Genomic DNA, 26,023 nt, shown 5'->3' on the forward strand with positions numbered 1-26,023 from the left:
GTTTGGGGCCGTATCTGATGCGTGTGACTTACTCCTCCGGCAGGAGCATGGCGAGATCGGGCATGAGCTTCGTGATGTCGCGGATAAAGACGCGCAGGACGCTCACCATGACCTCGGGATCAAATGCGTCGGGATTGTGCGGAACGACGACATCGGCGAGGATCGTGGTGTCGGAGGTGAGGTAGAACTTGACGAGGCGGCTGTCCTGATTCTGCCGCATGAGCCAGCCCGTGAGCAGCATCGCGTTCGTATCGTCCACGGCGTTCTGCGCGAGGCGGATGCGGATGGTCGCATAGGCGGTTGCGTCGATGATGACGACGATCGGGAGCCGCCGCCCCTCCACCTCGATCTCGCTCTCGAAGATCGTTGTGCTGCGCTCGTCGCCCGCCTCACGGATCTGAAACCCCGTGATGTTTTCCTTCTTGATATATTCCTCGAATGTCTTGGCCGCTTCGATCACGACCAATCACCTCCCCGTACTTTGCGTCCTAATAATGATTCATTATAGCACAGAGGGACGAAAAGGGGAAGAAAAAAAGCCGCCGCACGATGCGGCAGCTTCGTCGGAAATATGTGTCAAAATTTATAGTTGCTCTTAAACCAGAGCGTGCGTCCCGGTTCGGTGATGTGACCGCCGCCCGCGACACCGAGGGCGCTGATTGGTGCCTCGCTGTAGTTGACGAACTCGGCATAGGTCTTGTTAAAGAGGTTGTCCACGCCGAGGGAGAACGTTAGGTTCTCGTCGGGACGATAGGCGAGGCTGAGCGAGAGGATGCCGAATCCGCCCGTCGGACCGTAGTCCGTGCCCGTGACGCTGCCGTAGTCCCTATGATAGCGGTTCTGCTTGCTGACGAGCCGCCAGACCGCATTTGCCTCCGCCTTCTTGTGGCTGTACTTCGCCGTGAGATTCGCCTCCAGTGGGGCGATCTGCGGGAGCGGGGCATCGTTCGTGCGGTCGTCGCCGCGCGTGTAGGCGAGCGATGCGCCGAGTGTCCAGAGCGGGGAAACGGTGCGCGTCACCTCCGCCTCGAAGCCGTAGAGCCGCACGTCCACATTGGCATAGGGGGTGCGTGCCATGGGTCCCATGCCGATCTGCGGCTTGCGCAGGATAAAGTCGTCAATGTGCGCGTAGTAGAGGGAGAGACTTGCATTCGTATTCTCGCCCGTATAGACCCAGCCGAGGTCGAGCTGCGTATTCTTCTCTGTGGCGGGACGTGTCGCGGAGGGCGAGGCGGTCTGCCTGTTCACGCGGTTGCTGTATGCTGCCCATGTGTGGTACGCCTCCCAGTAGTCGGCGGGACGCTCTGCGTGCCCAAGTCCGACGTAGAACGTCAGCGGCTGCTTCTTTGCGGTGTTTTCCCAACGGACGAAACCGCTGACGGCGTGATCGCTCGCACTGCCGGGAACGAGGTCGCGCATGAGCACCCCCCTGCCGTTGCGGAAGCGGGCATTGTGGTAGTCCGTCTCGGTCTTATCGTAGCGCAGCCCCGTGAGCAGACGGCTGCGCTCCGTGAGGTCGCGGCTGTACTCAAGGAAGATGCCGAAACTGTCGATGTCCATGTCGTTGTTCGGCGTACCCTTCAGGTGTTTGTGCGCCTCCGCAAAGTAATGCGCGTCGCGGCGCAGGTCGATGCCGACGGCGGCGCTCGTCTGCGGGGAGAAGCGCAGGTCGGTGACGGCACGGATGCCGTACTGCTCGCGCCTTACATCCGTGCCCATCGCAGGCATTCCCGCCGGGCGCAGACTGTAGTTGTCCATGATGTGATCAATCGTGTCGTGGTTGAAATTCAGCGTGAGCTTTTCGACGATCGGCGAGAGATGGGCTCGCTCGAACTTTACGGCGTAGCTGTCGCGGTCGAACTGACTGCCGTCCATCATGCGCGCGTATTTCGCCCAGCCGCGGCTGCGGTCGTAGGAGACCTCAAAGAGGGTGTCGGGGTCGGGCGTAAGTCCGATGATGCCCGTAAGGCTGTGGCGGCCGTAGCCCGAGTGGATGCGGTGACCGTCGCCGTCCGCGTAGTCGCGTGCATAGTTGCGCGTCTGGATGATGCGTGCGTAGCCCTCTTTTCCCCCTGCCGTGACATCGGTCAGCTCGTCAAAGCGGTGGTTCGATGCGCCGAGGACGGAGACATTGCCGCGCACGCCGGGCTTTTCAAAACGCTCCGTTTCGCGCTCGAAGACGACGCTGCCCGCAACGCTCGCGCCGTAGCGGACGCTCTGCGGCCCCTTGTTCACGATGATACGGCTGAACGTCTCGGGGAAGGCGTACGTCGCCGTGGGATCCATGCGGTTCGGACAGCCGCCCGACATCATGCCGCCGTTCATATCCATCACCATGCGCGAGCCGCCCATACCGCGCATCATCGGATCGCCGCCGAGCCCGCCCTTGCGGACGACGGAGAAGCCGGGGATGGTCTTGAGGTAGCCTGCGCCGTCGGCAGCGGGGATGGGCTGGCGCGGACGCTGCGGGTCGGTGGAGAGGGTGAGCGGCGCTGCCGTGCGATAGCCCGTGACGATGACCTCGTCAAGGGTGAACTCATACATCCCGTCGGCGGCGGGGGGTATCGTTTCGTGCATATCCGTCTGTACCGTCTCTGCCGCGTAGGCGTGTGCGCCCAAAGATGTTGTGCCGAGCGCTATGCCGAGCAGGGCAAGGCGGCGGGTTGATCGGGTCATTCCGTATACCTCCTGTAAAACAGAAAATGAAAACTGTTATCGAATGGATAACGGAATGATAGCAAAATTCTGATAGAGAAATCAAATAAAAATATTCAATTGTAGAACAGTATATGGGAATGGAATGCGAAAAAGATTCAGTACAATGAAAAAGCCTCCCCCATATTGCACGGGGGAGGCTGAGATCTGCGGATCGGATGCCGCGCTCAGTGATGGAACAGGCGGATGTGGGTCATCGCCATCGCGATGCCGTACTTGTCGCACGTCTCGATGACGTTGTCGTCGCGGATCGAGCCGCCGCTCTGCGCGATGTAGGAGACACCGCTCTGGTGGGCGCGCTCCACGTTGTCGCCGAACGGGAAGAACGCGTCCGAGCCGAGGGAAACGCCATGGATGGTGCGGAGGAAGTCACGCTTTTCCGTACGCGTGAACGGTGCAGGCTTCTCTGTGAAAAGTCGCTGCCAGTCCGCTGCGAGGAGCGCGTAGTCGTCCTCGTCGCCCGCTACATAGACATCGATGGCGTTGTCGCGGTCGGGCCGGCGAATGTCCTCACGGAACGGGAGGGCGAGCACCTGCGGGCTCTGGCGCAGCTGCCAGATGTCCGCCTTGTTGCCCGCGAGGCGCGTGCAGTGGACGCGCGACTGCTGACCCGCACCAACCCCGATTGCCTGTCCGTCGACGGCGTAGCAGACGGAGTTGGACTGGGTGTATTTCAGCGTGATGAGCGCGAGCAGGAGGTCGCGGCGTGCCGCGTCGGGGATGTCCTTGTTCGCCGTCGGGCGGTCGCTCAGGCACTCCTCTGTGATCGCCACGTTGTTGCGCTGCTGCTCGAAGGTCACGCCGTACACATCTTTGCGCTCCAGTGCGGGCGGCGCGTAGCTCTCGTCCATCTGGAGGATGAGGTAGCTGCCCTTGCGTTTGCTCTTTAGGATTTCAAGTGCTTTCTCCGTATAGCCCGGCGCGATGATGCCGTCGGACACCTCGCCGCGCAGGAACTCCGCGAGGCTCTCGTCGCAGACATCGGAGACGGCGGCAAAGTCGCCGTAGGAGCTCATGCGGTCCGCGCCGCGCGCACGCACATAGGCACACGCGACAGGCGAGAGATCGCCCTGCGGCGCATGGGTCGCACGCGCCAGTGTCTCCGAGAGCGGGAGGCCGAGTGCCGCTCCTGCGGGGCTGACGTGCTTGAACGAGGCGGCGGCGGGCAGACCCGACATCGCCCGCAGCTCGCGCACGAGCTGCCAGCTGTTCAGCGCGTCGAGCAGGTTGATGTAGCCGGGGCGACCGTTCAGCACGGTGAAGGGCAGTCCGCCCTCTGCATAGACGCGTGCGGGCGTTTGGTTCGGGTTGCAGCCGTATTTGAGTTCGATTTCGTTCATCGTACGTGCTCCTTTTCTCTTGCAGTGAGTTTTTGGGCTCGGATTGACCGCCTGCCGTGCGGCAGCACTCTCTGCATTATATCACATAAGACGGCGCGTTGCTGTCTTTTTTATTGCCCGTTGCACGGAGCAAGGTTCAAAAGATACTGTATTTTTCTGTGCAGAAGGATTATAATAGGACAAGAGAAAGTGAGGGGATGCGCATGGTACCGCGTCTGGGTCATATCGCGTTTTTGAATGTGCTGCCGCTGACGTACGCGCTCGCGCACGGGGCTGCGGAAGGGTTGGATGTCCTGCGTGCGACGCCCGCGCAGCTGAACGGGCGGCTGGAGGCACGGAATCTCGATGTATCGGGGGTGTCCTCGATCACGTATGCGCGTCATGCGGACGATCTTCTCGTCCTGCCCGATGTGTGCATCGCCTCGGACGGCGATGTGCGCAGCGTGATTCTCGTGAGCCGCGTTCCTGCGGAGCAGATCAAAAACGCGCGTGTCCTGCTTTCGGACAAGTCCGCGTCCTCGCACGCCCTCCTCAAGATCATCCTGCGGCGTGCGTACGATGCCGCACCGCAGTACGAAACGCGGGCACTTGTGCCGTCCGATCCCGTACCCGAGGGGGCGGCGGGTGCTCTTTTCATCGGGGACGATGCGCTCGAACTCTATCATCATCCGCCCGAGGGGGTCTACATCTATGACCTCGCGCAGGAGTGGAAGCGGCTGACGGGCGCACGCATGGTGTTCGGCATCTGGGCGGCGGCGCGTGCCTTTGCCGAGGCGCATCCCGCGGCGCTGCAGATGGTACACGCGCGGATTGTGCGGGCGTTCCGCGACTGGAATGCGGTGAAGGAGGAGGCGATCACCGAGGTGCTTGCGGACGGGCGGTTCACGCGGGCGCAGCTGCGGGAGTACCTTGGCAGCGCGGTGGTCTGGCGGCTCGATGCGGCGACGCTCGCGGGGCTGCGCCTGTTCTATCAGTATGCGGCGGAGGATGGGCTGGTCGACCGCGCTCCTGCGATTGTGCTTGCCCGCGTTTGACGTACGCCCTGTTTTTATAGTAAAATATTCCCATCCTTAAAAATGTGATCGAGAGAGAAAAGAAGTGAAGGGAGCGCGATGGAATGGTACGAAAACTCCTTTTGGCAGCACAAAAGATCATGTGGAAGGTTCGGCTGCGCAGACCGCTGCGGCGCGTTCAGGGAGCGCTCACCGTCGGGACGATGCTTGCCGTTACGGCACTGCCGGCGCTCCATGCGCCCGCTGCGGCGGCGCACATTCTCGTAAAGGAAGGGATGCGCGGCGCGGTGGTGCAGCACGTACAGGAGCTGCTGATCCAAGGGGGCTATCTCGACGGCGCGGCGGACGGTGTTGCAGGTCCTCTGACGCGCACGGCGATTGAGGACTGCCAGAAGGCGCACGGACTCACGGTGGACGGCATCTGCGGTGCGGCGACGTACCGCGTGCTCTCGGGCGGTGCGGAGTACGATCCCGTCGCGCTCGGGATTCACGAGGAGCGGACGGAGCAGACGGTCAGCCGCGGCGGCGGGCGGGCGCTCTATGTGTCCGCGACGGCGTACAGCGCACACGATCCCGGCAACGGCAATCACACGGCGACCGGAACGCTCGTGCGGCGCGGCGTGATCGCCGTCGATCCGGCGGTGATCCCCCTCGGTACGCGGGTGTTCATCCCGGGCTATGGAGAGGCGGTCGCGGAGGACATCGGCTATGCGATCAGCGGCAACTGCATTGATGTTGCATTTGATACGCACGCCGAGGCGCTGATGTTCGGGCGGCAGAACCTCGAAATCTTTATCATGGAGTAGTGTAGGATACGATGAATCTATCGACGGAGCGCGCGAATGAATGGATTCGCGCAGCGGCGGCGGCGGGGGTCTACTTCCTGACGCTGATCGCGTGTTATATCAACATGGGACAGGACATGGGCGCGGAGTATTTTCTCCCCGCGCTCCTTCCTGTCCTCGCCGTTCTCATGCTCATGCAGTACGGGACAGGCGTGCCGCTCTTCTCACGCGGCATGATCGGGGCGATGGTGCCGGGGCTGCTCTGGTGCGTGACCTTTCCGCTCCTCTATGTGTGGACGTATCAGAGGGACTGGTACCGCTCGCTGATCTTCTACGACTTCCTCATTGGGACGGCGCAGATGCTCATGCTTGCCGCGCTCGGCGGCGTGCTCTTTCATCTCGGGCGCAAACGCCTGACAGCGGCGCTGCTCTCCGTGATCGGCTTTCTCATGGCACTCATCCCGCTCACCCAGATCGCCTACTATATGACGGTCTGGCACGCACTCAGCCCCGCGTCCCTCATGGCGCTCTATCTGACGAATTGGCACGAGGCGGGGGACTACATCGAGTCGACGGTGGGGGTTCTGCCCGCTGTGCTTGTTGTGCTTGTATTGCTGCTGCTCATCTATCTGTCATACCGCAGCTATCTGGTGTTCGCCCGACGCATTTATCCGAGCGCGGAGGGCTCGCGCATGGGCAGCCTTGTATTCGTGATGCTCGTTGCGGCGGGGGTGCATATCACGCTGATTCCCGAGTGCTCGATTGCAGGGCTTTACAATGACGTGACGACGTACGTTGAGGAAACACAGTCGTATGGGCTGCACCAGGACGAGCGATATGCTTCGCTCATTATAGATATGGAGAACACCCTCGCGGCGCGTGCGCCGGGGACGGTGATCTTCGTCATCGGTGAGTCCGCCTCGCGCAACTATATGCACTACTACACGCCGTCCTTCCCGTACGAGAATACGCCGTGGATGGAGCAGATGGCGGCGGAGCGCGAGGGCTTCTATGTCTATCCGCACACCTATTCCTGCTGGACGCAGACCGTGCCCGTCCTGGAGCGTGCACTGACGGAAAAGAGCCAGTACAACGACAAGGAGTTCTTTGAGTCGGCATCGCTGCTCGATGTGGCGAAGAAGATCGGCTACCATACCTATTGGTTCAGCAATCAGGGACGTTACGGGCAGTTCGACAGTGCGATCACGATGGTGGCAAAGACGGCGGACGTGGCGGAGTGGACGGACGACTCCTATACCTTTACCACGAAATTTGACGAAACGCTGCTGCCGTATCTCACGCGCATTGATCCGCACGAGAACAACTTCATCGTCCTGCATCTGATGGGCAGCCACATCTACTACAACAACCGTTATCCCGATGAATGGGCGAAGTTCGCCGCCGAGGACGGCGAATCGGCGATGACCAGCGCACCGTCGTACGCGAACAGCATTCTCTATACGGACTACATTCTCTCGCAGATCTTCAGCTATGCGGAGAAGAATCTGAACCTCCGCGCGATGGTCTATTTCTCCGATCACGGGGAAAATCTGAAGATCTCGCACAACCCCGATGTGTTCAGCTTTGATATGGTGCGCATTCCGTTCTTCATCTACCTCTCGCCGGAGTACCGCGCCGCCCTCCCGAACCGCGCAGCGACCCTTGCGGGACGCAGGGATGCGTATTTCACCAACGATATGATGTACGATACGGTCTGCGGGCTGCTCGGCGCACCGAACAACCGCTACGACCCGCGGCAGGACTTTTCGAGCCCCGCCTACGGCTTCACGCGTGAGACGCTGACGACGATGTTCGGCAACCACGCGCTCACGGAGGACACGACGGATGAAGGGATGAAGGCGGAGGGAAAGGCGCAGTAGCTATGCAGTGCTCCACTAGGGATTGCATGGAGTACGCATAGCGGTGTTTCACGCCATTCTTATGATAAAGGAAGCACTGATAAATTCAGCCCAATCATCTTGGTGCATCTTTTTCGCCCTCTCTGCGTCGACAAATCCTCCACATAGCCTCTGCTATGCGTCCGGTTTGTCTCCTTGACAGGACAAAAAATCTACACCAATCTGACGGACTTCATTTTATCAGTGATTCCTAAAATTGAAACCTCATATGTTCCAAAGGAGGAGCCGTCATGCACTTCTACTGTGAGCACTGCAAAAAAGAATACCCCATCGCAACGCACAGCTATCTGTGCGAATGCGGGGGGCTTTTTCGTCTGTATCGGAGCGCGATGGATGCGGGTGACCGCCATGAGGCGGTGACGCTCGGCGAGACCGAGACGCCTCTCCTGCCGCTCGTCATCGAGGGGAGCCGCTTCTACCTTAAGATGGAGGATCGCCAGCCGACGGGCTCGTTCAAGGATCGCGGGGCGAAACGTCTCATCGGCGAGCTCGCGTATCTCGGCATCGAACGCGTCGCCATCGACTCGGCGGGCAATGCGGGCGCGGCGGTCGCGGCGTATGCGGCGGCAGCGGGCATGGCGTGCCGCGTCTACGTCCCCGACGACATCTCCGCCGAGCGCGTGCGGCAGATCACGGCGTACGGCGCGGAGGTGGTGCGTGTGCCGAACGGGCGCATGAATGCGGGCAGTACGCTGCGTGCGGAGCTGGGCAGCGACTACTACGCCTCCCACGTCTACAATCCGCTCTTTGCCGACGGCATCAAGAGTATGGCACACGAGATCTATCATCAGCTCGGCGATGCCGTTCCCGACTACATCTTCGTCCCCATCGGCAACGGCTCCCTTCTCCTCGGGCTTTACCAAGGATTTGCCGAGCTCGGGCGGCTGCCGCATTTCGTTGGTGTGCAGAGTACGAAATGTGCGCCCGTCGTGGAGGCGTTTCACGATCTGCCTGAGACCCCGCGCAAGAACACCATCGCCGAGACCATCCGCGTGGGTGCGCCACAGCGGTTGGAGGACATTCTCAAGGCATTGCGCCGCAGCGGGGGCGATGCGGTCGCCGTCGAGGACAGCGACATCCTCAAGGCGGCGAAGAAGCTCAATCGGCGCGGCCTCTACGCCGAACTCACGGCGGCGGCGGCACTGGCGGGCGCACGCGCCTTTTTCGCGGACGGGATGCCTGACAACTACCGCACCGTCATCCCCGTGCCCGGCAGCGGACTGAAGCGATAGCCTATGCTGCACGCCATCATTGACATCGGGTCGAACACCATCCGCATGGCGGTCTATCGGATCGAGGGCCGCTCCTTTGAGTTGCTCTTAAAGCGCAAGCATACCGTCGGGCTTGCGGGCTACCTCGACCACGGACGGCTCGTGCGCGAGGGCATCGAAAAGACCGTCAAGATCCTGCGCGGATTCATGGACTTCATCGCGACGTTCGCCATCCCGCACGTCCATGCCTTTGCGACGGCGGCGCTGCGCTCCGCGAAAAACAGCCGCGCCGCGACCGAGGAGATCACGCGCCGCTCGGGCGTTCACATCCGCATCATCAGCGGCGCGGAGGAGGCGGCGTACGACTTTATCGGCGCGACCGCAAGCATCGCCCACGCAGACGGCATCATGGTGGACATCGGCGGCGGCAGCACCGAGATCATCCACTATCGCGCGCATGAGATGCGGGGACGGTGGAGTCTGCCCCTCGGCTCGCTCGCCCTGAGCAAGGCGTACGTTGCGGGGCTGCTCCCGACCTCTGCGGAGTGCGCGGAGATTTGCGCGGCGGTGGAACGCGTTTTGGATGATGCGTCCGACGTGCGCCGTCTGCGTGCCGCTCACATGGTCGGCATGGGCGGTGTGCTCAGCAGTGCGAGCCGTATGCACGGGCTGCTTTATCCCGAGGAAACACCGCGCCTCCTGCGCGTCGCGCATCTCCCCGCGATGATCGAGCGGTTCGGCAGCGGGCAGAAACTCAGCGAGTGCGATACCGCCGTCCTCCTGCGCTCCGCCCCCGACCGCCTCCACACCATCATCCCCGGCATGGTGATCGCCCATACCCTCGCTGACACCTTCGCCGCTGTGGACATCCTCTACAGCGACTCGGGCGTACGCGAGGGGTATATATGGAAGGAAATCATCGGGGTGGAGGAATGATAACGATTAAACAGCTGTGCACTTACTATGATACCGATATGGTTTTTATGACGGCGCATTCGGCGGAGCGGTTCAGACAGCGTGGGATTCGAGCAAGGGATGTGCGGAATGCAGTACATACGGGCGAAATCATCGAGCAGTATCCGAATGATTTCCCATATCCGAGTTGCCTTATATTAGGGAAAAGTTTGGATGGACGGCATATTCATGTCGTTATGAGTGACGAGGGGGCATCGAGCCGTATTATAACCGCCTACTTTCCTGATGTGGATAAGTGGAGTGAAGATTTCAAAACGAGAAGGGGGCAGAACGATGAACTGTCTAATTTGTAAGGACGGGACGATGAAAGAGGGCACAGGCACATACTTTGCCGCACTTGCACATTGCTACGTCATCATTGAAAATGTGCCCTGCTGTGTCTGCTCTCAATGCGGTGAAACCCTGTATTCTGCTTCCGTCATGGAGAAAATTGACGAGATCTTGGAGCGCATTGAGAAGATTGCGAGCAAGATCTTTATTATGGACTATCGGGATGCTGCTTAGGGAATCACTGATAAATTCAATATTTCCATCTTGATATGTCATTTTCCCGTATTTCGGCAGAAAATCCCCCACAGAGTGCCATTCTGTGGCTCGTTTTCCACCTTGTTTGGACGAAAAAGTCTATGATAAGCGGAAGGACTACATCTTATCAGCGATTCCTTTCCACAAAAAAACGCCCGCCCACGAATGTTTGCACGTTCGTGGGCGGGCGTTTTCGGCTGCTCCGGCAGAGGCAGGGGACTCCCAATTTTGGAAAGCACTGAGGTCAGCGCCTCCCGCGCAGCACCCCCATTGGGGGCTGCGGACGAATATATATCATTTGCAAGGGCGACGCGTGTTTTGGATTTTGGATGTGTGCGTGCGGACGGGGAATTGACGCGGCATATGTCTGCGGCAGGATGGTATACGGTGCTGTCTGCAGCCGCACCCTGCGTTAGGGGATGCCGTTCGGTGTTTTCGTGTTCGCGTTGTGCGCTGCGAAGCGCGACGGCGGTCTCTCCCGCCTGCCCCGCGTTTGTCCGTGCTGTGACACTGTCCGCAGGTGTCCGTTGACGGTGCGGGGGTGATTATACAGGATACAATGCTCAATGTTAATATGTAAAAAGAAAAGTTTTTTATTTATATGAAAATGGATGAAAACAAAACACGCCCCTCCAATTTCTCGGAGGAGCCTGTTATCGCATCAATCCATTTTTATCTGTGCAAGCATACGCATCTGATCGCGTTTGGCGTAGATGATATTCAGAATATAGACACGGTGGGAAGCATCGTCAATGCGATAGTATACGACAAAGTTCTTCACCGCAATTCTACGAATGCCGTACGACCCCCACGGTTCGTCGTCCACGCATTTATGACGCTCCGGCATGGTTGCGAGCGTTCCGATCTCTGTGCGGAGCATTCGGATATGGGTAAGTGCCGCATCGGGAGCGTGCAAAACATCTGCAATGTAGTCACATAGTTCTCTGAGGTCGTCGATGGCGTCGGGCGTCATGATGATCTCATAGATGTTCATCTCGTGAGACCTCGCTCTATTTCATCAAATACCTCTCCATAGGAACGCCCTGCTGCGGCAAGGCTCTGTGCATAGCTGTGTTCAAGTTTTACATTTCGTTCCTCTTTGCTCATTATATCATCCGTTCTTGGAACGCATACAGGTTTGCTGTTGGTATGAAATTCATCCGCGTGATGTTGTAATTGCGCTGTTGCCATGGCCGCTCCCTCCCTTTTCATAGTATAACATCAAACAAATACCTCTGCAACGAAGCTGCGCCCCTCCGACGATTCGGAGGGGCGTGTTCTATGCTGTATGCAAATATGCAAATGTCGAAATCCGCGTGCTCACTCCTCGGAGTCGCCCATCCACTCGTCGTCGAAGATGGGCGCGTCCTTGACGAGGTCGGTGATCTCCTGACGGGTCGCTTCGATCTCCTCGGGGGTGAGGATGGTGGTGAGCGGCCTAGCGAGCAGCGAGCCGATGTAGGCGATGTCCTGCTCCGCCATGCCGCGCGTGGTCGGGCTGGAGGTCGAAAGGCGCAGGGCGTGCAGGAAGAGCCCCGAGTTCATGGTGGGGACGCTGTCGGGTTTGACGCGGATCCCCATGCGTCCGATCGCCTTGACTGCCTCGCGCATATTGATGCCGGCGGCGGTGGAGGCGAGGACGAGATGGGTGTCGGTGCCGCCGCAGAGGACGGATGCTCCGTGGTCGGCGAGGGTACGCGCAAGCACCTGCGCGTTCCGCACGACCTGCTCGGCGTAGGTGCGGTAGCTCTCGCTGCCTGCCTCGCGCAGGACGACGCCGAGCGCGGCGAGGTGGTTCATGTGCAGCGACTCATGCCCCGTGTTGATGACGGCGGCATCCATGCGTGCGGCAAGCTCCTGTTTCGAGAGGAGGATGGCGCCGTCAGGCCCCCGGAGCGAGTCGCGCGTGGAGAAGGTGACGACATCGGCAAGCGGCACGGGCGATGGGATGAGCTTTGAGGCGACGAGCCCGACGCACTGGCTGATGTCAACCCAGAAGTAGGCATCGACGCTCTGCGCGATCTCAAAGAGGATTTGGTAGTCGATGGTGCGCGGGTAGCTGACGGGGGAGAAGATGATGAGGCGCGGCTTTACGCGCTCCGCCTGCGCACGCACCGCACCCCAGTCGATCTCCTGCGAGCCCGGTTCGATGCCGTAGTTCTCGAATTTGTACGAGAGTCCCGCGACGTGATCCTTTTTCCTGAGGTTGAAGGAGAGGACGGTGTCGCCCGGCTCCAGCAGTGCCTGAAAGACGACGCGCGAGGCGGCGACGATGTTGCCGAGGCGGACGATGGCGTGGTCGCAGCGAAAGAGATCCATGGCGCGCTGGCGGACGATCCCGGCGAGGTGCAGTCCGCCCGTCGGGGTGTCGTCCCTCCGGTCAAAGATGCTGTTCGTCAGGATGCTGCCCTCAAGGTACTTCGCGAACGGCGACATGGCGTTCATGTTCGGCATGAGCGAGAGCGTATAGCGCTGACGCTGGCGCTCCTCCTCCAGCAGGTTGTAGATCTCGGGATCAAATGTCTTCAGGTGGCTGACGACTTCTTCACGTTTCATGGATCATTCTCCTCTTCCGTAAAATGGGGGGATCAGCCCCGCACAGCGCTCATTCTTATTCGTTTAGTATAACACAAATTCACCGCTTTGGGCACGCATTTGTTGACGTTTCTGAATATTTTATGTTGTAAACCATGCAGCAGCGCAGCGCCTCCCGCAATAAAAAGCTCCCGCATGGGCGCATACCGCGCACGCGGGAGAGGGCGGTGTGCTACCGGAGCAGATTTTTGAGGATGGACATACGCTCGCCCGTGGCATGGTCATGGACGCTGCTCGGGGCGGCGGCGACGTGTGCAGAGACCTCGTTCATCCACGCCTCGGAGAAGAGGGGCTTGTCCATGAGGAGTTTTGCGACCTCCATGCGCAGGCGGTCCTCCGTGCGGTCTGTGCATGTTCCGCTGAGAACGCACGCGAGTACGTCGGCGACGAGTGCCATGTCTGCCGGGGCAAGACCGCGTGTGACTGCGCCGACGGTCGAGAGCCGCAGTGCCGAGAGCAGGATCTCCGACCGCATGGTCGGTATGCGGTCGGGCTTTACATAGACCCCGATGCGTCTGAGGCTGCGCACGGACTCCATGAGATCAACGCCCGCTGCGGGCGCAGCGAGGAGGAGGTGGGTCTCGGTGCCGCCCGCGAGGAGTTCGATGTCGCGTTCGCGGAGGGCGGCGGCAAGTGCGGCGGCAGAGGAGAGCACCTGCTCACTGTAGGTACGGAACTTCGGCTGTGCGGCTGCGTGCAGGGCAAAGCCGAGGGCGGCGAGGTGGTTCATGTGCAGGGCGCTGTGTCCTGTATTTGCGACGGCGGCATCCATGCGTGCGGCGAGCTCTTTTTTGCAGAGCAGGATGGCGCCGTCCGGTCCGCGGAGGGCATCGTTCGTCGGGAAACTCACGACATCGGCGCACGCGACGGGCGAGGGGATGAGCCCCGCCGCGACGAGCCCGACACACTGTCCGATGTCCACCCAGAGATAGGCGCCCACGGCACGCGCGACTTCGGTGAGCCGTTCGTAGTTCGGTATGCACGGATAGCTGACGGGGGAGAAGATGATGAGGCGCGGGCGCACGCGCTCGGCGAGCTGCATGACCTCGTCCCAGTCCACGCGCTGTGCGACGGGGTCGATGCCGAAGCTCTCAAAATGATAGTTCAGTCCCGCGCAGTGTTCCTCCTTCCTGCGGTTAAAGGAGAGGACGGTATCCCCCGGGTGCAGCAGTGCGAGAAATGCGACACGCGAGGCGGCGGCGATGCCCCCGAGGCGCACGACGGCGTGCTCGCTGCCGAACAGATCCTGTGCGCGTGTGCGTACCAGCTCCTCGATGGAGGAGGTATGCGCTGCGCCGTATGTATCAAGTGTGCTGTTGGCGAGTGCGCTTCCCTCAAGGAAGGCGGCAAGCGGAGAGATGGCGCTCTCGGTCGGGATCAGTGAGAGCGTGCAGCGTTGGCGGCAGATCTCGTCCTGCAGCAGGGTAAAGATGGCGGGATCGAGTGCCTTCAGATGTTGAAGCATTTCTTCTTTTTTCATGGTAGATCTCTCCTCATGGATGCACAATGAAATGACAGGCATATCGGACGGATACACCTGTCATTGATGAACAGTACTGTTTTTCAGTTCCTATGGTTCACGGTCGTGCACGATGCGGAGCAATGCGCCTGCCGCCGTTTATATGTAGGGGGCGTCTGTCGGTGTTTCCGATCAGAACGGCCAGACGAGCGGGATGATGACAAGGCAGGTGATCAGCGAAACAAAGACCAGTGGGAGACCAACCTTGACGTAGTCCATGAAGCGGAACTGGCCGGGACCAAGGACGAGCGTGTTCGGCGGGGTTGCGACCGGTGTGGTGAATGCGCAGGATGCTGCGATGCCGATTGCCATGACGACAGGGTACGGCGAGACACCGATGGTCTGGGCGATGGAGATCGCGATCGGCGCGAGGAGCGCGGATGCCGCTGTGTTCGACATGAACTGCGTCAGGCCGCAGGAGAGGATGAACATTGCCGTGACGATGACCATGGGCGCGGGACTGCTGCCGATGAGCCCGACGACGAAGTCCGCGATGAGCTTGCCTGCGCCGCTGTGATCCATGGCGCTGGCGAGCGGGAGCATCCCCGCAAAGAGGAAGATGGTCGTCCAGTCCACGCCCTGATACGCCTGTTTCTCCGTGAGGCAGCCTGTGAGGACGCAGAGGAGACCGCCGATGATGGCGGAGGTCTGCATGGGGACGTTGATCTGCTTTTCGAGCACCATGGCGATGACGACACCGACGAGGATCGCGGCGCAGATCATCATCTTGCGCGGATCCTTTGCCTCCTCCTCCTCACCCGTAACGGCCTCGCTGTCCACGAGCCGGCGCGGGCAGAGTTTGCGCCCGATGGTCAGCATATAGATCATGCCGATGATCGAGAGCGGGACGCCGATCCATGCGAACTCGAAGAAGCCGAACGGCGTGAGCCCGCTCGCGCCGAGCGTCGCGCTCATGAGGATGTTCGGCGGCGTGCCGATCATCGTGATCGTACCGCCGACGTTCGCCGCGACGGCGAGCGCCATCAGCTGCGGTGAGACGGGCAGCCGCGCGGCGGCGCAGATCTGGATGACGACGGGCATGAGGCAGGCGACCGTCGCCGTGTTCGAGGACACGGACGAGAGGATGATCGTTATGAGCATCAGTGCCGCCATCAATGCACGTTCGTCATTGCCCGATTTTTTGACGACGGCGATGCCGATTTTTTGCGCGAGCCCCGTCTGGAACATCGCCGCACCGATGATGAACATACCGGCGAACAGGACGACGGTGGAGTTCGAGAGCCCGGAGAAAACCTGTGCGGGGGTGAGCACCCCCAAGAGTCCGAGCGCGATCGCCGCGCCCATCGCCGTCACGGCAAGCGGGATGATCTCGGTGGCGAAGAGGAACGCCGCCACGCCGAGAACCCCAAGTGTGAGCATTGCTGCATCCATGAATACATCTCCTTCATACAGTTCGTTGCGGATCGCGGTGATCCGATTAGTCTCCCTTGGAAATTTCAGAGACTTTCTTTTGACGAATTCTTATAATTCTCTCTCTCTTTTGGTTTTTCCTGCCAAAAACGGACGAACGACCTATGAAACTTTGACATTAAAAACATAAATAGCGGTTATGTTTTCCTTTCGTATATATATCATACCATTTATGTGGAACGAAAAACGATTGACAAACAGAGCGGCATTCACTTATACTGAAATCCAAACTTCATAAGCAGGTTCGGTACTCGAAAGAGTGTAACAGGGAAATCGGGAAGCGCGGCAATGCCGTGACTTCATAAGCCGATGCGGTCCCGCCGCCGTAATGCAGAGAAAACCTCAGGAAGCCGTGTGTGCGCGCTTCGACCACTGGGAAACCGGGAAGGTGAGGCGGACGATGATGCAGAGCCGGAAGACCTACCGAATCTCGTGCGCCGGAGTGCTGCGCCCCGTGGGGGAGCGTCGCTCTCCTCTGCATCCTGCGATGGACAGGACGGCAGGCTTTTTTCGTGTGGGAAAGCCCCGTCTGCCGTGGACGGGGCTTTTGTATATGAGCGCACGATGAAGATGGGGATGTGCATGGAGGAGCGCACGGGCGGAGATACCCGCGCAGCAGGGAGGAAATGGACATGACGAAACGAAAGCTGGCGCTTGCGGTCGCGCTTGCGGCTGTCGGCTCGATGTGGATGGGTGCGGCAAGCGCCGCAGAGAGGACGGATGCCCACGGGGGGACGCTCGACACCTATGAGCTCGCGCCCGTCGAGGTCGCGGGGGAGCGCGAGGCAGCGGTGGAGGAGGATGGGCCGGAGGGCGTTTTTGTCGCGCGTGAGGGCAGTGTCGGCTTCCTCGGCAGCAAGGACACGATGGAGACGCCGTTCACGACGACGAACATCACACAGGAGACGATCAAGTCGTTCGGCGATCCGAGCCAGCCGCTCGACAGCGTGCTTGCGGTCTCGCCGTCGATCCGCCCCGTGGGCAGCGTTCTGCACAACGATTTCCAGCACCGCGGATTCCGCTCGAACGGGACGAATACCTTTGTCAACGGCGTGCCGGGGATGTTCACGCAGTTCAACGCGCCGATGTATGCCGTGGAGAAGGCGGATGTGATCTCCGGTCCGAACAGCGGCATTGCGTCTACGGGAACGCATTATGAAACGAATGCGGCGGGCGGCATCATCAACTTTACGACGAAGCGTGCGGGCGAGGAGCCGATCACGCGTCTGACGCTGACGCACTCTGGGCAGAGCATGGCGGGGGCGTATTTTGACCTCGCACGCCGCTTCGGCGGGAACAAGGACTGGGGCGCACGCCTCATGGCGGAGAAGGTGGACGGCGAGACGGCGGTTGACGGGCAGAAGGTGAAGTCCGCGAGCATCTACGTCAATATCGACCACGAGGACGCAAAGAGCAAGACGAACTTCTTCACGGGCTACCGTCAGAATCAGGTGGCCGGCGGTCAGCGCTGGTTCAAGATTGGCAGTGGTGTCACACATCTCCCCGCCGTGCCGAAGGCATCGCGCAACTATGCGTTTGACGGCATGGACAAGGAGAGCTACGGCTGGATGGCGATTCTCAACCACGAGCAGAAATTCTCGGAGGCGTGGAAGGGCTTCGTCAACGCAGGCTACCTCAAGAACAAGCTGAACAAGAATGTCATGTACCGCTACAGTGCGCTCGTCATCAAGAATGACGCGGGCGATTTCGATCTTGAGGAGCAGACGACGACGACCCCGCAGCGCGCGAACTACATCCAGATGGGGGTGAACGGAAAACTCCGCGCGGGAAAGACGGAGCACGATCTGACCCTTGCGGTGGATCGCGCATGGCGGGAACGCGAGGCGGCAAAGAAGGGCGGTACCGTCTATAAACTCGGTACGGGCAATATCTATACGGGCGTTCTGAATCAGCATACGGCTCCGACGACGGCATACGAGGAGGCGATGAACAACAAGACCTCGATCAAGGGCATCTCGCTCGTCGATACGATCACGATCAACAAGTGGGATGTGCTGCTCGGCGTGCATCACCATGCGGCGAATGTGAAGGCATACGATTTGAATACGGGGCAGGTAAAGACGAGCGTGGATTCGAGTGCGACCACGCCGACCTATGCCCTCACCTACCGCCCGACGAAGGATACATCCGTCTATGTCAGTCATGCGGAGTACTTCGACGTCGGCTCGGTGGTCAGCAGCAAATATAAGAACAGCGGCGAGGTTCTGCCGCCCGCCAAGACGAAGCAGAACGAGATCGGCGTGAAGTATGCGAACCGGGATATGCTGTATACCCTCGCGTTCTTTGACATCACACAGGCGAACAACATCGATGTCATGCGCGGGGCGGACAAGTATCAGCTGCAGGACGGCGAGGAGCGCCATCGCGGCATCGAGTTTGGCGTGACGGGCAAGATTGCGCCGAAATGGTCGCTCGCGGCAGGGCTTTCCTATCTGCGTGCGACCTCCGAAAAGACGAAGGACGGCAAGAACAACGGCAGGACGCTCGACGGACAGCCGAACTGGAACGGGGCGCTCATGGTGCGCTATGCGGCGGACGAGAAGTTCAGCGCGTTCGGGCGCCTCTCGTATGCGGGCAGCGCGTGGACGTGCAATGAGAAGTTCAAGGTGCCGTCCACGGCTGTGCTCGATCTCGGCATGACGTATCGGACACAGATCGGCACGACCCCGACGACGTTCGGGCTGACGCTCTACAACGCGCTTGATCGGGAGTACTGGATCGCCTCGCGTGCGGCGGAGAGCCTCTATCTCTCCACGCCGCGCACGATTGCGCTCACGATGTCGATGGATCTTTAAGGACATAGCATGAACAGGAAGGGCAGAAATATTTCTGCTCTTCTTGTTGTTCTTAAAAGGAAGGGAGGGGCGTTATGCGCTGTCTGCGCATATTCATGCTGCTCGTGGTTCTGCTCTCGCTTGCAGGCTGCGGACAGGGCGCACAGGAGCGGGGCGGAGCGTCGGCGGGGGACGCGTCGGACGATACCATCGTGCTCGCGGCATACCGCCAGCTCGCGCCGGGCGTGAACGACGGCTACTACTGTAGCAAGATCCTCGGTGTCTGGGAGCCGCTCGTCACGGCGGATGAGGAGACGGGTGCGCCCGCCCCCTGCCTTGCCGCATCGTGGGAGATGTTGGACGAGGGGCGCGTGTGGGTGTTTCATCTGCGCGAGGGGGTGCGGTTTCACGACGGCACGCCACTGACCGCGCAGGTGGTCGCGGACAACCTCGCATGGATGGAGAAGGAGCCGCGCTCGACGGCGTTTTATTCGCGCAGCCGCAAGAACTACTATCCGGGGCTCGTCAGCGCGGAGCCGCTGGATACGCTTACGCTCCGACTGACCTTTGCGCAGCCGAACATCAACCAACTCTACAACATGATGAACTTCGGCAGCCCCGTCTATGCGCCCTCGTGTCTGGCGGACGATGGAAATTTTGCGGGGGTGGCGATTGGGACAGGCCCGTTCCGCATTGTCGAAAATGTGAAGGATCGCTATGTCCTCTTGGAGCGCAACGAGGATTACTACGGGGAGAAGGCGCGTGCGCACCGCATCATGGTGCGCAGCATCCCCAGCCCCGATGTGCGCTTTGCCGCGCTCAAGGCGGAGGAGATCATGGGGGTGCTCGATCTCGGTGCGATGCCGCCCGTGCTCGCGGACGAGCTGGCGCAGGATGAGCGGTTTGCCATTTCGACGAGCCGCTCGATCATGGTGCGCTATCTCGCGATGAACGGGACGCGTCCGCCGTTCGACGATGTACGTATGCGCCGCGCGGTGAGCCTGCTGCTCGACCGCCGCCTCCTCGTGGATGCGCTCTACCTCGGCTATGCGACGCCGACGATGAATCTCCTGAGCATTGCGAGCCCGTTCTACAAGGAGTTCCCTGTTGTGCAGGATGTGGAGGAGGCAAAACGCCTCGCGCATGAAGTGCTTGGGGACGGGCGGCGGGAGATTGTCTACTGTGTGAACGGAGCGGATCCGATTGCAAAGGGGGAGGCGGAACTCATCGCTTACTGGCTTGCGGATCTGGGACTTGATGTGCGCATTGAGGCGCTTGAGTCGCCGATGATGACGGTGCGTATGCGGCGCGGAGACTATGATATTGCCCGCTCTCAGCAGGGGCTGCCGAACGGCGACCCGCTCTATGTGTTCGACGGGTTTTTCTCCCCGCAGGGGCCGCGCAACAAGGCGCTCTCGCTCGGCTACGACAATGCGGAGGTGAACCGCCTCCTCACCGCGCTGCGCACCGAGCCGGACGAGGGGAAACGGCGGGCGGTCTTTGACCGCATACAGGCGATCAGTGTGGAGGAACAGCCGCTCGTTCCGCTCTACTATGACGAAAATATCGTGGTCTACAACGCGGCGCGGCTCACGGGCTACCGTGCGCTGCGCTACGGGGTGTCCCTTGCGGAGGTGGCATGGAGATGAACGCATTGCAGCGCTATATCGTGCGGCGCCTCCTCGGCGGCGTGCCCGTGCTCCTCGGCATCAGTCTCCTCGCATTCCTCCTCGCGCAGCTCTCCCCGGGAGATCCCGCCGAGATCATGCTGGAAGGAGCGGGGATGGGGATCCCGTCGGCAGAGGAGGTTGCATCTCTGCACGCCTATCTCGGTCTCGATGCGCCGCCCTATGTGCAGTACGGCATTTGGCTTTGGCGTATCCTACAGGGGGACGGCGGTATGTCCTTTCATCTGGGGATGCCCGTCTTTGATGCACTTCTCGCGCGTCTGCCCGTGACCGCCGCGCTTGCCGCCGCAGCGCTCGGCTGGGCGGTTGCGGGTGGCATCGGGCTCGGGCTGCTCATGGCGCGTATGCGCGGCACGGTTGTTGAGGCTCTGGTGCGCGGTGTGACGCAGGTGATGCTCGCGGCACCGTCCTTTCTCATGGCGGTTCTGCTGATCCTCGTCTTTGGCGTATGGCTGCACGTCCTGCCGACGAACGGCGTGGATACGGCGCAGGGCTACATCCTGCCGTCGCTTGCGCTCGCGCTTGTGACGTTGGCGATGGCGGCGCAGCTCCTCGACAGTCAGCTGCGCGATGCCCTTGCCTCGTTCTATGCGCAGACGGCGCGGCTGCGGGGGCTCTCTGAGGCGCGCGTGCTGCTCACATACGCGCTGCCGAACGCCCTCGTTCCCGTGGCGGCGATGCTCGGGAACTTCTTTGCGGCGGTGCTCGGCGGGGCGATCATCGTGGAGACTGTTTTTGCACTGCCGGGGATCGGCTCGCTCGCACTTGAGGCGATTCACTACCGCGACTATCCGCTGCTGCAGGGGTACGTGCTCCTCCTCGGGGGGATCTATGTGCTCGTGACCATCGCGGTGGATCTCGTGCTTGCCCGCATGGATCCGCGCATTGTACTCGGAGGGAGGGAGTAATGGAGCGATTGACGGGCTGTGCAGCCCTCCTTGTCCTTGCGGGGATGATCCTCTCCGGGATCTTCGCTCCGCAGCTCGCGCCGATGAATCCGTTCGAGCCGGATATGGCGATCCGTCTGCAGCCGCCGTCTGCGGCGCATCTTCTCGGGACGGATGCACTCGGGCGCGATCTCCTCAGCCGTATGCTCTACGGTGGGCGCAGTGCGCTCCTGCTCTCGCTCGTCTCGACGGTACTGGCGCTTGGCATCGGAACGCTCGTGGGCGTTCTCGCGGGCTATTTCGGCGGGCGGACGGATGACGTACTGACGATGGTCAGCAATGTCTTTCAAGGCATCCCCGGCATCAGCTTCATGGTGGCGGTTGCGGGCTTCGTGGGGCCGGGTGTCACGGGACTGCTGCTCGCACTCGTCGTCGGCTCGTGGGCGGGGTTTTCGCGCATTGTGCGCGCGGAGGTTATGCGTCTTGCGGCAGAGCCGTATGTGGAGCATCTGCGCGTGCTCGGCTGCGGCGACGGGCGGATGATCCTGCATCACATTCTGCCCGCGCTCGGCGGGACGCTGCTCGTACTCGGCTTCCTGCGCCTCGGGCGCGGCGTGCTCGCCATCGCGGGGCTGAGTTTCCTCGGGCTCGGCGTGCAGCCGCCGACACCGGACTGGAGCACGATGATCAGCGATGCCATGCTCTACTATCGGCAGGCACCGCACCTCATCATTGTACCGGGCGGCGCGATCATTCTGCTCGTCAGCTCGCTCAACATGGTCGGACAGCTGCTGCGCCGCCGCTTTGACGTACGGCAGGAGGTGCGCGGATGACGATGATGCAGCAAAAAGGCTTTGTTGTCCATGATTTGACTGTGCGTTATAAGGGCGGTACTGCATCCTCTGCCGCGCTCGATCATGTCAGCGCTGCCCTTCCCGCCGGCGGCGTGACGGCGATCATCGGCGAGAGCGGCAGCGGCAAGTCCACGCTCGGACGGGCGCTCTTCAGCGCACTGCCCGCAGACGCTGAGACGGCGGGGCGGGTATTCTATGATGGGGTGGATGTGACCGCGCTCGGCTCGCGGGAGCTGCGTACCCGATACTGGGGGAAGCGTTGGGGCATCGTTCCCCAGCTGCCGCGTGCGGCACTCAGCCCCGTACACCGCATCGCACGCCAGATGGCGGATGTGCGGCGCGGCGCGGGGCGGAGCGCGTGGACGGCGGCGCAGTATGAGGCGCTCCTCGCGCGGTTCGGCTTCGACGATCCTGCGCGTGTCCTCGCCTCATATCCGTACGAACTCTCGGGCGGGATGCTGCAGCGCGTCCTGTGCGCGATGGCGGACGTGGGCGAGCCGGAGTGGATCCTCGCGGATGAGCCGTCGAAGGGGCTCGACCCCGCCGTCCGACAGATGGTCGCGGACAATCTGAAGTTCCTCGCGGCGCGTGCGGATGCCTCCCTCCTGCTCATCACCCACGATATTCCGCTCGCACGGCAGCTTGCCGCATACGTTGTCGTTATGCAGGAAGGGCGGATTGTGGAGCAGGGTACGAATGTGTGGGAACATCCCTCGCATCCGTATACGCTTGCGTACTTTGCAGCGCAGCCGGAGCTCCTTGCGGCGAAGAAGAATGCGGACACTGTGCCTGTACGTGTGGGCGAACCGTCTGCCGCCGCCCGGCATACTTCCGCCGTGCTTACCGCAGAGGGCGTGACGAAGTTCATGCGGGACCGTGCGACGGGGCAAATGATGCGGATTCTGGATGGATGCACCCTTTCCGTTGCGGAGGGGCGTGCCGTCGGGCTTGAGGGGAAGAGCGGCGCGGGCAAGAGTACGCTCGTGCGGGCGCTGCTCGGTCTCATCCGCCCCGACGGCGGTACGGTTCAATGGAACGGGCGCGATCTATGGACGCTTGCACGCGCCGATATGCGCTCCTTTCGGCGGCGCGTGCAGCTCGTTGCACAGAACCCGGAGCAGGCATTTGATCCGCGCCTGACCATCGGTGCAAGTCTCGCGGAGGTCTTTGCGATTCATCCTGCGCTGTGCGCGGAGGGACGCACCGTGCGGGAGCGTATTGCGGACGGGCTTGCGGCGGTGGAGCTGACGGAGCGCGTGCTTGCGCGGCAGCCGCACGAACTCTCGGGCGGGGAACTCCAGCGTGCGGCGATCGCGCGGGCACTTTCCACAGAGCCGCAGATCCTGCTGCTCGACGAGCCGACCACCATGCTCGATGTCTCCATTCAGGCACAGATCATGGAACTGCTCATGCGGCTGCGGGAGGAACGGCAGCTCGGGATGCTGCTCATCTCGCACGATCGCCCGCTGCTCAGATACTTTGCCGATGAGATCTATGTTTTGGAGGTGGGGAAGGTGCTGTGAAATGCACTGCGCCGCCGGGGGCAAGGAAGGAATTGGAACATATGAGAAAGAAACAGCTGACCGCAGCAATTATGACGGCGCTCATGACCGTCAGTGCCTCTGCCTACGCCGCAGAGCAGACAACTGCCCACGCGGATGGGACGCTCGACAGCTATGAGCTCGCGCCCGTCGAGGTGGAGGGGGAACGTGCCGCAGAGACCGATGCCATGACGGCGGAGACCGCATCGCTCGGTGCGCTCGGGAGCGGGGATGTGCTTGAGGCGCCCGTGAACGTCGTCTCCTATACGGACGAAACGCTGAAGAAGAGCTTCGTCCCGACGCGTGCTTTCCTCAATGCGGCGACGAACAACCCGTCCGTCATGGTGGGCGGCGCCTCGACGAACAACAATGTCGAGCTGCAGATCCGCGGCATCCCGTTCAACACACATGACATCCTGCTCGATGGTGTACCGGGCATGATTATGATGCAGAACCAGCCGACGAACTACATCGGCCGCATGGAGATCATCGCGGGGCCGAACGCCGTTGTCAGCGGCATCGGTCTCCAACAGTCCGCCTCGGGCTTTATCAACTTTGTGCCGAAGAAAGCGGAGGCGAAGCCGAATCTCGACATCACAACATCGTATGCGAGCAGCCGGTATTTTTCCCACGGCATCGACTGGGGGCAGCGCTTCGGGAAGAATCAGGAGTGGGGGATCCGCATCAATGCCGAGACGCACAACGGGCGCACGACCATGAGCGGCGAGGATCTGCACGGCAGGGATCTCTACGTGAACATCGATCACGAGGATGCAAAGAGCAAAAGCTCCTTCCTCTATGGTTATGACACCGAGGTGAACCACGGGATGCCCGAGGTGCTGCGCATCAAGGACGCGAACTGGGGGACGAGTGTCACGCGTCTGCCCGCGGCGAACTCCGTTGTGAAAAACTTTATGCCACGTTGGGCGCTGCTCTCGCATACGCACCGCGTCTATCTGTTGCAGCACGAGCAGAAGCTCGGCAGACATCTGACCGCCTACGCGAAGGCGGGCATCATGCACCGTGACTGGCCGGGCTACATCACGGCGAAGCCGTTCCTGCAGAACGACGCGGGCGACTACACGCTCGACATATCCGGCAGCTCCACGATGGGCAAGACGGATCGCCGTGCCTTTATGACGGGGCTGAAATACGACGTTACGAGCGGCATCCTGGATCACACACTCACCGTCGGCTATGACTATCTCTCGCAGCACAGCCGGTCGAACTATGCGCCGGGAACGACCTCGCATCTGACGGGCAATATCTATCAGGGGCTGATCACCGACCCCGGAGCGCCGCGTGCGCCCGAGGGGCAGTGGTATGTCGGCAGCAAGGCAAACTACCGCAGCTTCGTCTTTACGGACAGCATTGCAACGAAGGACGGGCGTTTGAAATTCGTTGCGGGCGTGCGCCACCAGACCATCCATACGCGCTCACTCAGCCGCACCACAGGCGCGGAGACCAAGTCCTATGAGAAATGTGCGAATACGCCGACCTTCGGTGCGCTCTACAAACTCTCCCCGCGCACGGCGATCTATGCGAACTATGCCGAGTCCCTCGGTACGGTGTCCTCGCCGCCGAGCACCGTCATCAACAAGGATGATGTCATGCCGCCGGTCAAGACGAAGCAGTATGAGCTCGGTGCAAAATGGGATATGGGCAGCTGGGCATCGACCCTCAGCCTCTTCCGCATCAATCAGCCGACCGCAATCGTGAACGCGAGCAACTACTATGTGATGGACGGCATGACACGCAGTCAGGGCATCGAGTGGAACGTGTTCGGACACGTAGCGCCGCGCCTCAATATCATGGGCGGCTTCATGATCCTCAATGCGGAGTATGAGCGTACGCAGGGGGGACGGAAGGACGGCAATCAGGTCTTTGGGACGCCGCAGTTCAATGCGACCCTCGCGCTCGACTGGGAGACCAAGGCGAAGGGGCTGAACATCTACGGGCGTATGCACCATTTCGGCACATCCTATGCGGACAGTCTGAACCGCATCGAAGTACCCGCATGGACGCGGTTTGACCTCGGCGCACAGTACAAGACCGAGGCGTTCGGGTGTCCGATGGCGCTGAATTTCATGGTCTACAATGTATTCAACAAGATGTACTGGTCAACCACGACCGTAAAGTGGAGCGAGGGCGGCCTCATGCTGAATCCGGGCAGAACCTATATGCTGTCCGCGACGATCCGCCTGTAAGAGAAGAATCAAGGAGGAAATGG

At 61.0% G+C, this 26,023-nt stretch carries 23 protein-coding genes and 1 riboswitch; of the genes, 14 read left to right on the forward strand and 9 right to left on the reverse strand.

The features are described 5' to 3' along the window. Positions 1-28 precede the first annotated feature (28 nt). From QU667_RS00300 to QU667_RS00310, 3 genes are all read right to left on the reverse strand, one after another. Positions 29-460: an LktC family protein gene (locus QU667_RS00300; protein ID WP_304987361.1), complete on the reverse strand. Its 432-nt coding sequence runs from the start codon at positions 458-460 to the stop codon at positions 29-31. Between the two features lie 116 nt (positions 461-576). Further along, positions 577-2,676, reverse strand: a complete 2,100-nt coding sequence (locus QU667_RS00305) for a TonB-dependent copper receptor (protein WP_304987362.1) — start codon at positions 2,674-2,676, stop codon at positions 577-579. 206 nt (positions 2,677-2,882) lie between these two features. After that, a complete protein-coding gene (locus QU667_RS00310; RefSeq protein ID WP_304987363.1) occupies positions 2,883-4,055 on the reverse strand; it encodes a phosphoribosylaminoimidazolecarboxamide formyltransferase in 1,173 nt (390 codons plus the stop codon). A 203-nt stretch (positions 4,056-4,258) separates the two neighbouring features. Here QU667_RS00310 and QU667_RS00315 point away from each other — a divergent pair, with 203 nt between their 5' ends. From QU667_RS00315 to QU667_RS00325, 3 genes are all read left to right on the forward strand, one after another. Next, positions 4,259-5,089: a menaquinone biosynthesis protein gene (locus QU667_RS00315; protein ID WP_304988366.1), complete on the forward strand. Its 831-nt coding sequence runs from the start codon at positions 4,259-4,261 to the stop codon at positions 5,087-5,089. Between the two features lie 83 nt (positions 5,090-5,172). Further along, a complete protein-coding gene (locus QU667_RS00320; protein WP_304987364.1) occupies positions 5,173-5,874 on the forward strand; it encodes a peptidoglycan-binding protein in 702 nt (233 codons plus the stop codon). Between the two features lie 11 nt (positions 5,875-5,885). Then, positions 5,886-7,733, forward strand: a complete 1,848-nt coding sequence (locus tag QU667_RS00325) for a phosphoethanolamine transferase (RefSeq protein WP_304987365.1) — start codon at positions 5,886-5,888, stop codon at positions 7,731-7,733. Positions 7,734-7,792: 59 nt separating this feature from the next. On the opposite strand, the gene QU667_RS00330 is transcribed toward QU667_RS00325, so the two are convergent. Then, complete coding sequence (locus QU667_RS00330; protein ID WP_304988367.1) at positions 7,793-7,924, reverse strand: secretion protein HlyD; 132 nt, start codon at positions 7,922-7,924, stop codon at positions 7,793-7,795. A gap of 78 nt (positions 7,925-8,002) precedes the next feature. Between QU667_RS00330 and QU667_RS00335 the strand changes: the two genes are divergently transcribed. From QU667_RS00335 to QU667_RS00350, 4 genes are read left to right on the forward strand one after another with little or no spacing between them, the layout of a single operon-like run. Beyond that, entirely contained in the window at positions 8,003-9,004 is a 1,002-nt protein-coding gene (locus QU667_RS00335; RefSeq protein ID WP_304987366.1) for a pyridoxal-phosphate dependent enzyme, read from the forward strand. A 3-nt stretch (positions 9,005-9,007) separates the two neighbouring features. After that, on the forward strand, positions 9,008-9,919 hold the full coding sequence (locus QU667_RS00340; RefSeq protein ID WP_304987367.1) for a Ppx/GppA phosphatase family protein: 912 nt from the start codon (positions 9,008-9,010) through the stop codon (positions 9,917-9,919). Continuing rightward, positions 9,916-10,251 carry a DUF4258 domain-containing protein gene (locus QU667_RS00345; protein WP_304987368.1) on the forward strand — a complete coding sequence of 112 codons (336 nt, stop codon included), beginning with the start codon at positions 9,916-9,918 and terminating at the stop codon, positions 10,249-10,251. Before QU667_RS00340 ends, QU667_RS00345 begins: the two co-directional genes overlap by 4 nt. Further along, on the forward strand, positions 10,232-10,462 hold the full coding sequence (locus QU667_RS00350) for a type II toxin-antitoxin system MqsA family antitoxin (protein ID WP_304987369.1): 231 nt from the start codon (positions 10,232-10,234) through the stop codon (positions 10,460-10,462). The genes QU667_RS00345 and QU667_RS00350 overlap by 20 nt, the downstream gene beginning before the upstream one ends. Before the next feature lie 682 nt (positions 10,463-11,144). Here QU667_RS00350 and QU667_RS00355 read toward each other — a convergent pair. The 5 genes from QU667_RS00355 to QU667_RS00375 form a co-directional block, all read right to left on the reverse strand. Further along, the gene (locus QU667_RS00355) at positions 11,145-11,477 is read right to left on the reverse strand and encodes a type II toxin-antitoxin system RelE/ParE family toxin (RefSeq protein ID WP_304987370.1); all 333 of its coding nucleotides are present in this window, start codon (positions 11,475-11,477) and stop codon (positions 11,145-11,147) included. Then, positions 11,474-11,674 carry a hypothetical protein gene (locus tag QU667_RS00360; RefSeq protein ID WP_304987371.1) on the reverse strand — a complete coding sequence of 67 codons (201 nt, stop codon included), beginning with the start codon at positions 11,672-11,674 and terminating at the stop codon, positions 11,474-11,476. Before QU667_RS00360 ends, QU667_RS00355 begins: the two co-directional genes overlap by 4 nt. Positions 11,675-11,803: 129 nt before the next feature. Beyond that, positions 11,804-13,039 carry a PLP-dependent aminotransferase family protein gene (locus QU667_RS00365; protein ID WP_304987372.1) on the reverse strand — a complete coding sequence of 412 codons (1,236 nt, stop codon included), beginning with the start codon at positions 13,037-13,039 and terminating at the stop codon, positions 11,804-11,806. A gap of 211 nt (positions 13,040-13,250) precedes the next feature. Next, the gene (locus QU667_RS00370) at positions 13,251-14,558 is read right to left on the reverse strand and encodes a serine hydroxymethyltransferase (RefSeq protein ID WP_304987373.1); all 1,308 of its coding nucleotides are present in this window, start codon (positions 14,556-14,558) and stop codon (positions 13,251-13,253) included. A gap of 171 nt (positions 14,559-14,729) precedes the next feature. Then, positions 14,730-15,989 (reverse strand): SLC13 family permease, encoded by a 1,260-nt coding sequence (locus QU667_RS00375; protein ID WP_304987374.1) that lies wholly within the window; start codon positions 15,987-15,989, stop codon positions 14,730-14,732. Between the two features lie 267 nt (positions 15,990-16,256). Beyond that, positions 16,257-16,470, forward strand: a riboswitch (cobalamin riboswitch). On the opposite strand from QU667_RS00375, the gene QU667_RS00380 reads away from it, so the two are divergent. The 7 genes from QU667_RS00380 (at position 16,461) to QU667_RS00410 (ending at position 26,000) form a co-directional block, all read left to right on the forward strand. After that, positions 16,461-16,664 carry a hypothetical protein gene (locus tag QU667_RS00380; RefSeq protein ID WP_304987375.1) on the forward strand — a complete coding sequence of 68 codons (204 nt, stop codon included), beginning with the start codon at positions 16,461-16,463 and terminating at the stop codon, positions 16,662-16,664. (Overlaps the previous riboswitch by 10 nt.) After that, complete coding sequence (locus QU667_RS00385; protein WP_304987376.1) at positions 16,661-18,844, forward strand: TonB-dependent receptor; 2,184 nt, start codon at positions 16,661-16,663, stop codon at positions 18,842-18,844. The genes QU667_RS00380 and QU667_RS00385 overlap by 4 nt, the downstream gene beginning before the upstream one ends. A gap of 95 nt (positions 18,845-18,939) precedes the next feature. Then, positions 18,940-20,472, forward strand: coding sequence for an ABC transporter substrate-binding protein (locus QU667_RS00390; protein WP_304987377.1), 1,533 nt, complete (start codon positions 18,940-18,942; stop codon positions 20,470-20,472). Further along, on the forward strand, positions 20,469-21,419 hold the full coding sequence (locus QU667_RS00395; protein ID WP_304987378.1) for an ABC transporter permease: 951 nt from the start codon (positions 20,469-20,471) through the stop codon (positions 21,417-21,419). Before QU667_RS00390 ends, QU667_RS00395 begins: the two co-directional genes overlap by 4 nt. Beyond that, positions 21,419-22,231: an ABC transporter permease gene (locus QU667_RS00400; RefSeq protein ID WP_304987379.1), complete on the forward strand. Its 813-nt coding sequence runs from the start codon at positions 21,419-21,421 to the stop codon at positions 22,229-22,231. The genes QU667_RS00395 and QU667_RS00400 overlap by 1 nt, the downstream gene beginning before the upstream one ends. After that, positions 22,228-23,775, forward strand: coding sequence for an ABC transporter ATP-binding protein (locus QU667_RS00405; RefSeq protein WP_304987380.1), 1,548 nt, complete (start codon positions 22,228-22,230; stop codon positions 23,773-23,775). The genes QU667_RS00400 and QU667_RS00405 overlap by 4 nt, the downstream gene beginning before the upstream one ends. A 41-nt stretch (positions 23,776-23,816) precedes the next feature. Then, positions 23,817-26,000, forward strand: coding sequence for a TonB-dependent receptor (locus QU667_RS00410; RefSeq protein ID WP_304987381.1), 2,184 nt, complete (start codon positions 23,817-23,819; stop codon positions 25,998-26,000). The last annotated feature ends 23 nt before the right edge of the window (positions 26,001-26,023 follow it).

The organism is Selenomonas dianae (genome assembly GCF_030644225.1).
GTDB lineage: Bacteria > Bacillota > Negativicutes > Selenomonadales > Selenomonadaceae > Centipeda > Centipeda dianae.

Excerpts from the sequence above, each read along its gene's own strand:
- QU667_RS00335 (WP_304987366.1), top strand. The coding sequence starts at position 8,003 with ATGCACTTCTACTGTGAGCACTGCAAAAAAGAATACCCCATCGCAACG.
- QU667_RS00385 (WP_304987376.1), top strand. The coding sequence starts at position 16,661 with ATGACGAAACGAAAGCTGGCGCTTGCGGTCGCGCTTGCGGCTGTCGGC.
- QU667_RS00370 (WP_304987373.1), bottom strand. The coding sequence starts at position 14,558 with ATGAAAAAAGAAGAAATGCTTCAACATCTGAAGGCACTCGATCCCGCC.
- QU667_RS00315 (WP_304988366.1), top strand. The coding sequence starts at position 4,259 with ATGGTACCGCGTCTGGGTCATATCGCGTTTTTGAATGTGCTGCCGCTG.
- QU667_RS00320 (WP_304987364.1), top strand. The coding sequence starts at position 5,173 with ATGGTACGAAAACTCCTTTTGGCAGCACAAAAGATCATGTGGAAGGTT.
- QU667_RS00305 (WP_304987362.1), bottom strand. The coding sequence starts at position 2,676 with ATGACCCGATCAACCCGCCGCCTTGCCCTGCTCGGCATAGCGCTCGGC.
- QU667_RS00325 (WP_304987365.1), top strand. The coding sequence starts at position 5,886 with ATGAATCTATCGACGGAGCGCGCGAATGAATGGATTCGCGCAGCGGCG.
- QU667_RS00310 (WP_304987363.1), bottom strand. The coding sequence starts at position 4,055 with ATGAACGAAATCGAACTCAAATACGGCTGCAACCCGAACCAAACGCCC.
- QU667_RS00400 (WP_304987379.1), top strand. The coding sequence starts at position 21,419 with ATGGAGCGATTGACGGGCTGTGCAGCCCTCCTTGTCCTTGCGGGGATG.
- QU667_RS00395 (WP_304987378.1), top strand. The coding sequence starts at position 20,469 with ATGAACGCATTGCAGCGCTATATCGTGCGGCGCCTCCTCGGCGGCGTG.
- QU667_RS00375 (WP_304987374.1), bottom strand. The coding sequence starts at position 15,989 with ATGGATGCAGCAATGCTCACACTTGGGGTTCTCGGCGTGGCGGCGTTC.
- QU667_RS00405 (WP_304987380.1), top strand. The coding sequence starts at position 22,228 with ATGACGATGATGCAGCAAAAAGGCTTTGTTGTCCATGATTTGACTGTG.
- QU667_RS00350 (WP_304987369.1), top strand. The coding sequence starts at position 10,232 with ATGAACTGTCTAATTTGTAAGGACGGGACGATGAAAGAGGGCACAGGC.
- QU667_RS00360 (WP_304987371.1), bottom strand. The coding sequence starts at position 11,674 with ATGGCAACAGCGCAATTACAACATCACGCGGATGAATTTCATACCAAC.
- QU667_RS00365 (WP_304987372.1), bottom strand. The coding sequence starts at position 13,039 with ATGAAACGTGAAGAAGTCGTCAGCCACCTGAAGACATTTGATCCCGAG.
- QU667_RS00410 (WP_304987381.1), top strand. The coding sequence starts at position 23,817 with ATGAGAAAGAAACAGCTGACCGCAGCAATTATGACGGCGCTCATGACC.
- QU667_RS00390 (WP_304987377.1), top strand. The coding sequence starts at position 18,940 with ATGCTGCTCGTGGTTCTGCTCTCGCTTGCAGGCTGCGGACAGGGCGCA.
- QU667_RS00345 (WP_304987368.1), top strand. The coding sequence starts at position 9,916 with ATGATAACGATTAAACAGCTGTGCACTTACTATGATACCGATATGGTT.
- QU667_RS00355 (WP_304987370.1), bottom strand. The coding sequence starts at position 11,477 with ATGAACATCTATGAGATCATCATGACGCCCGACGCCATCGACGACCTC.
- QU667_RS00340 (WP_304987367.1), top strand. The coding sequence starts at position 9,008 with ATGCTGCACGCCATCATTGACATCGGGTCGAACACCATCCGCATGGCG.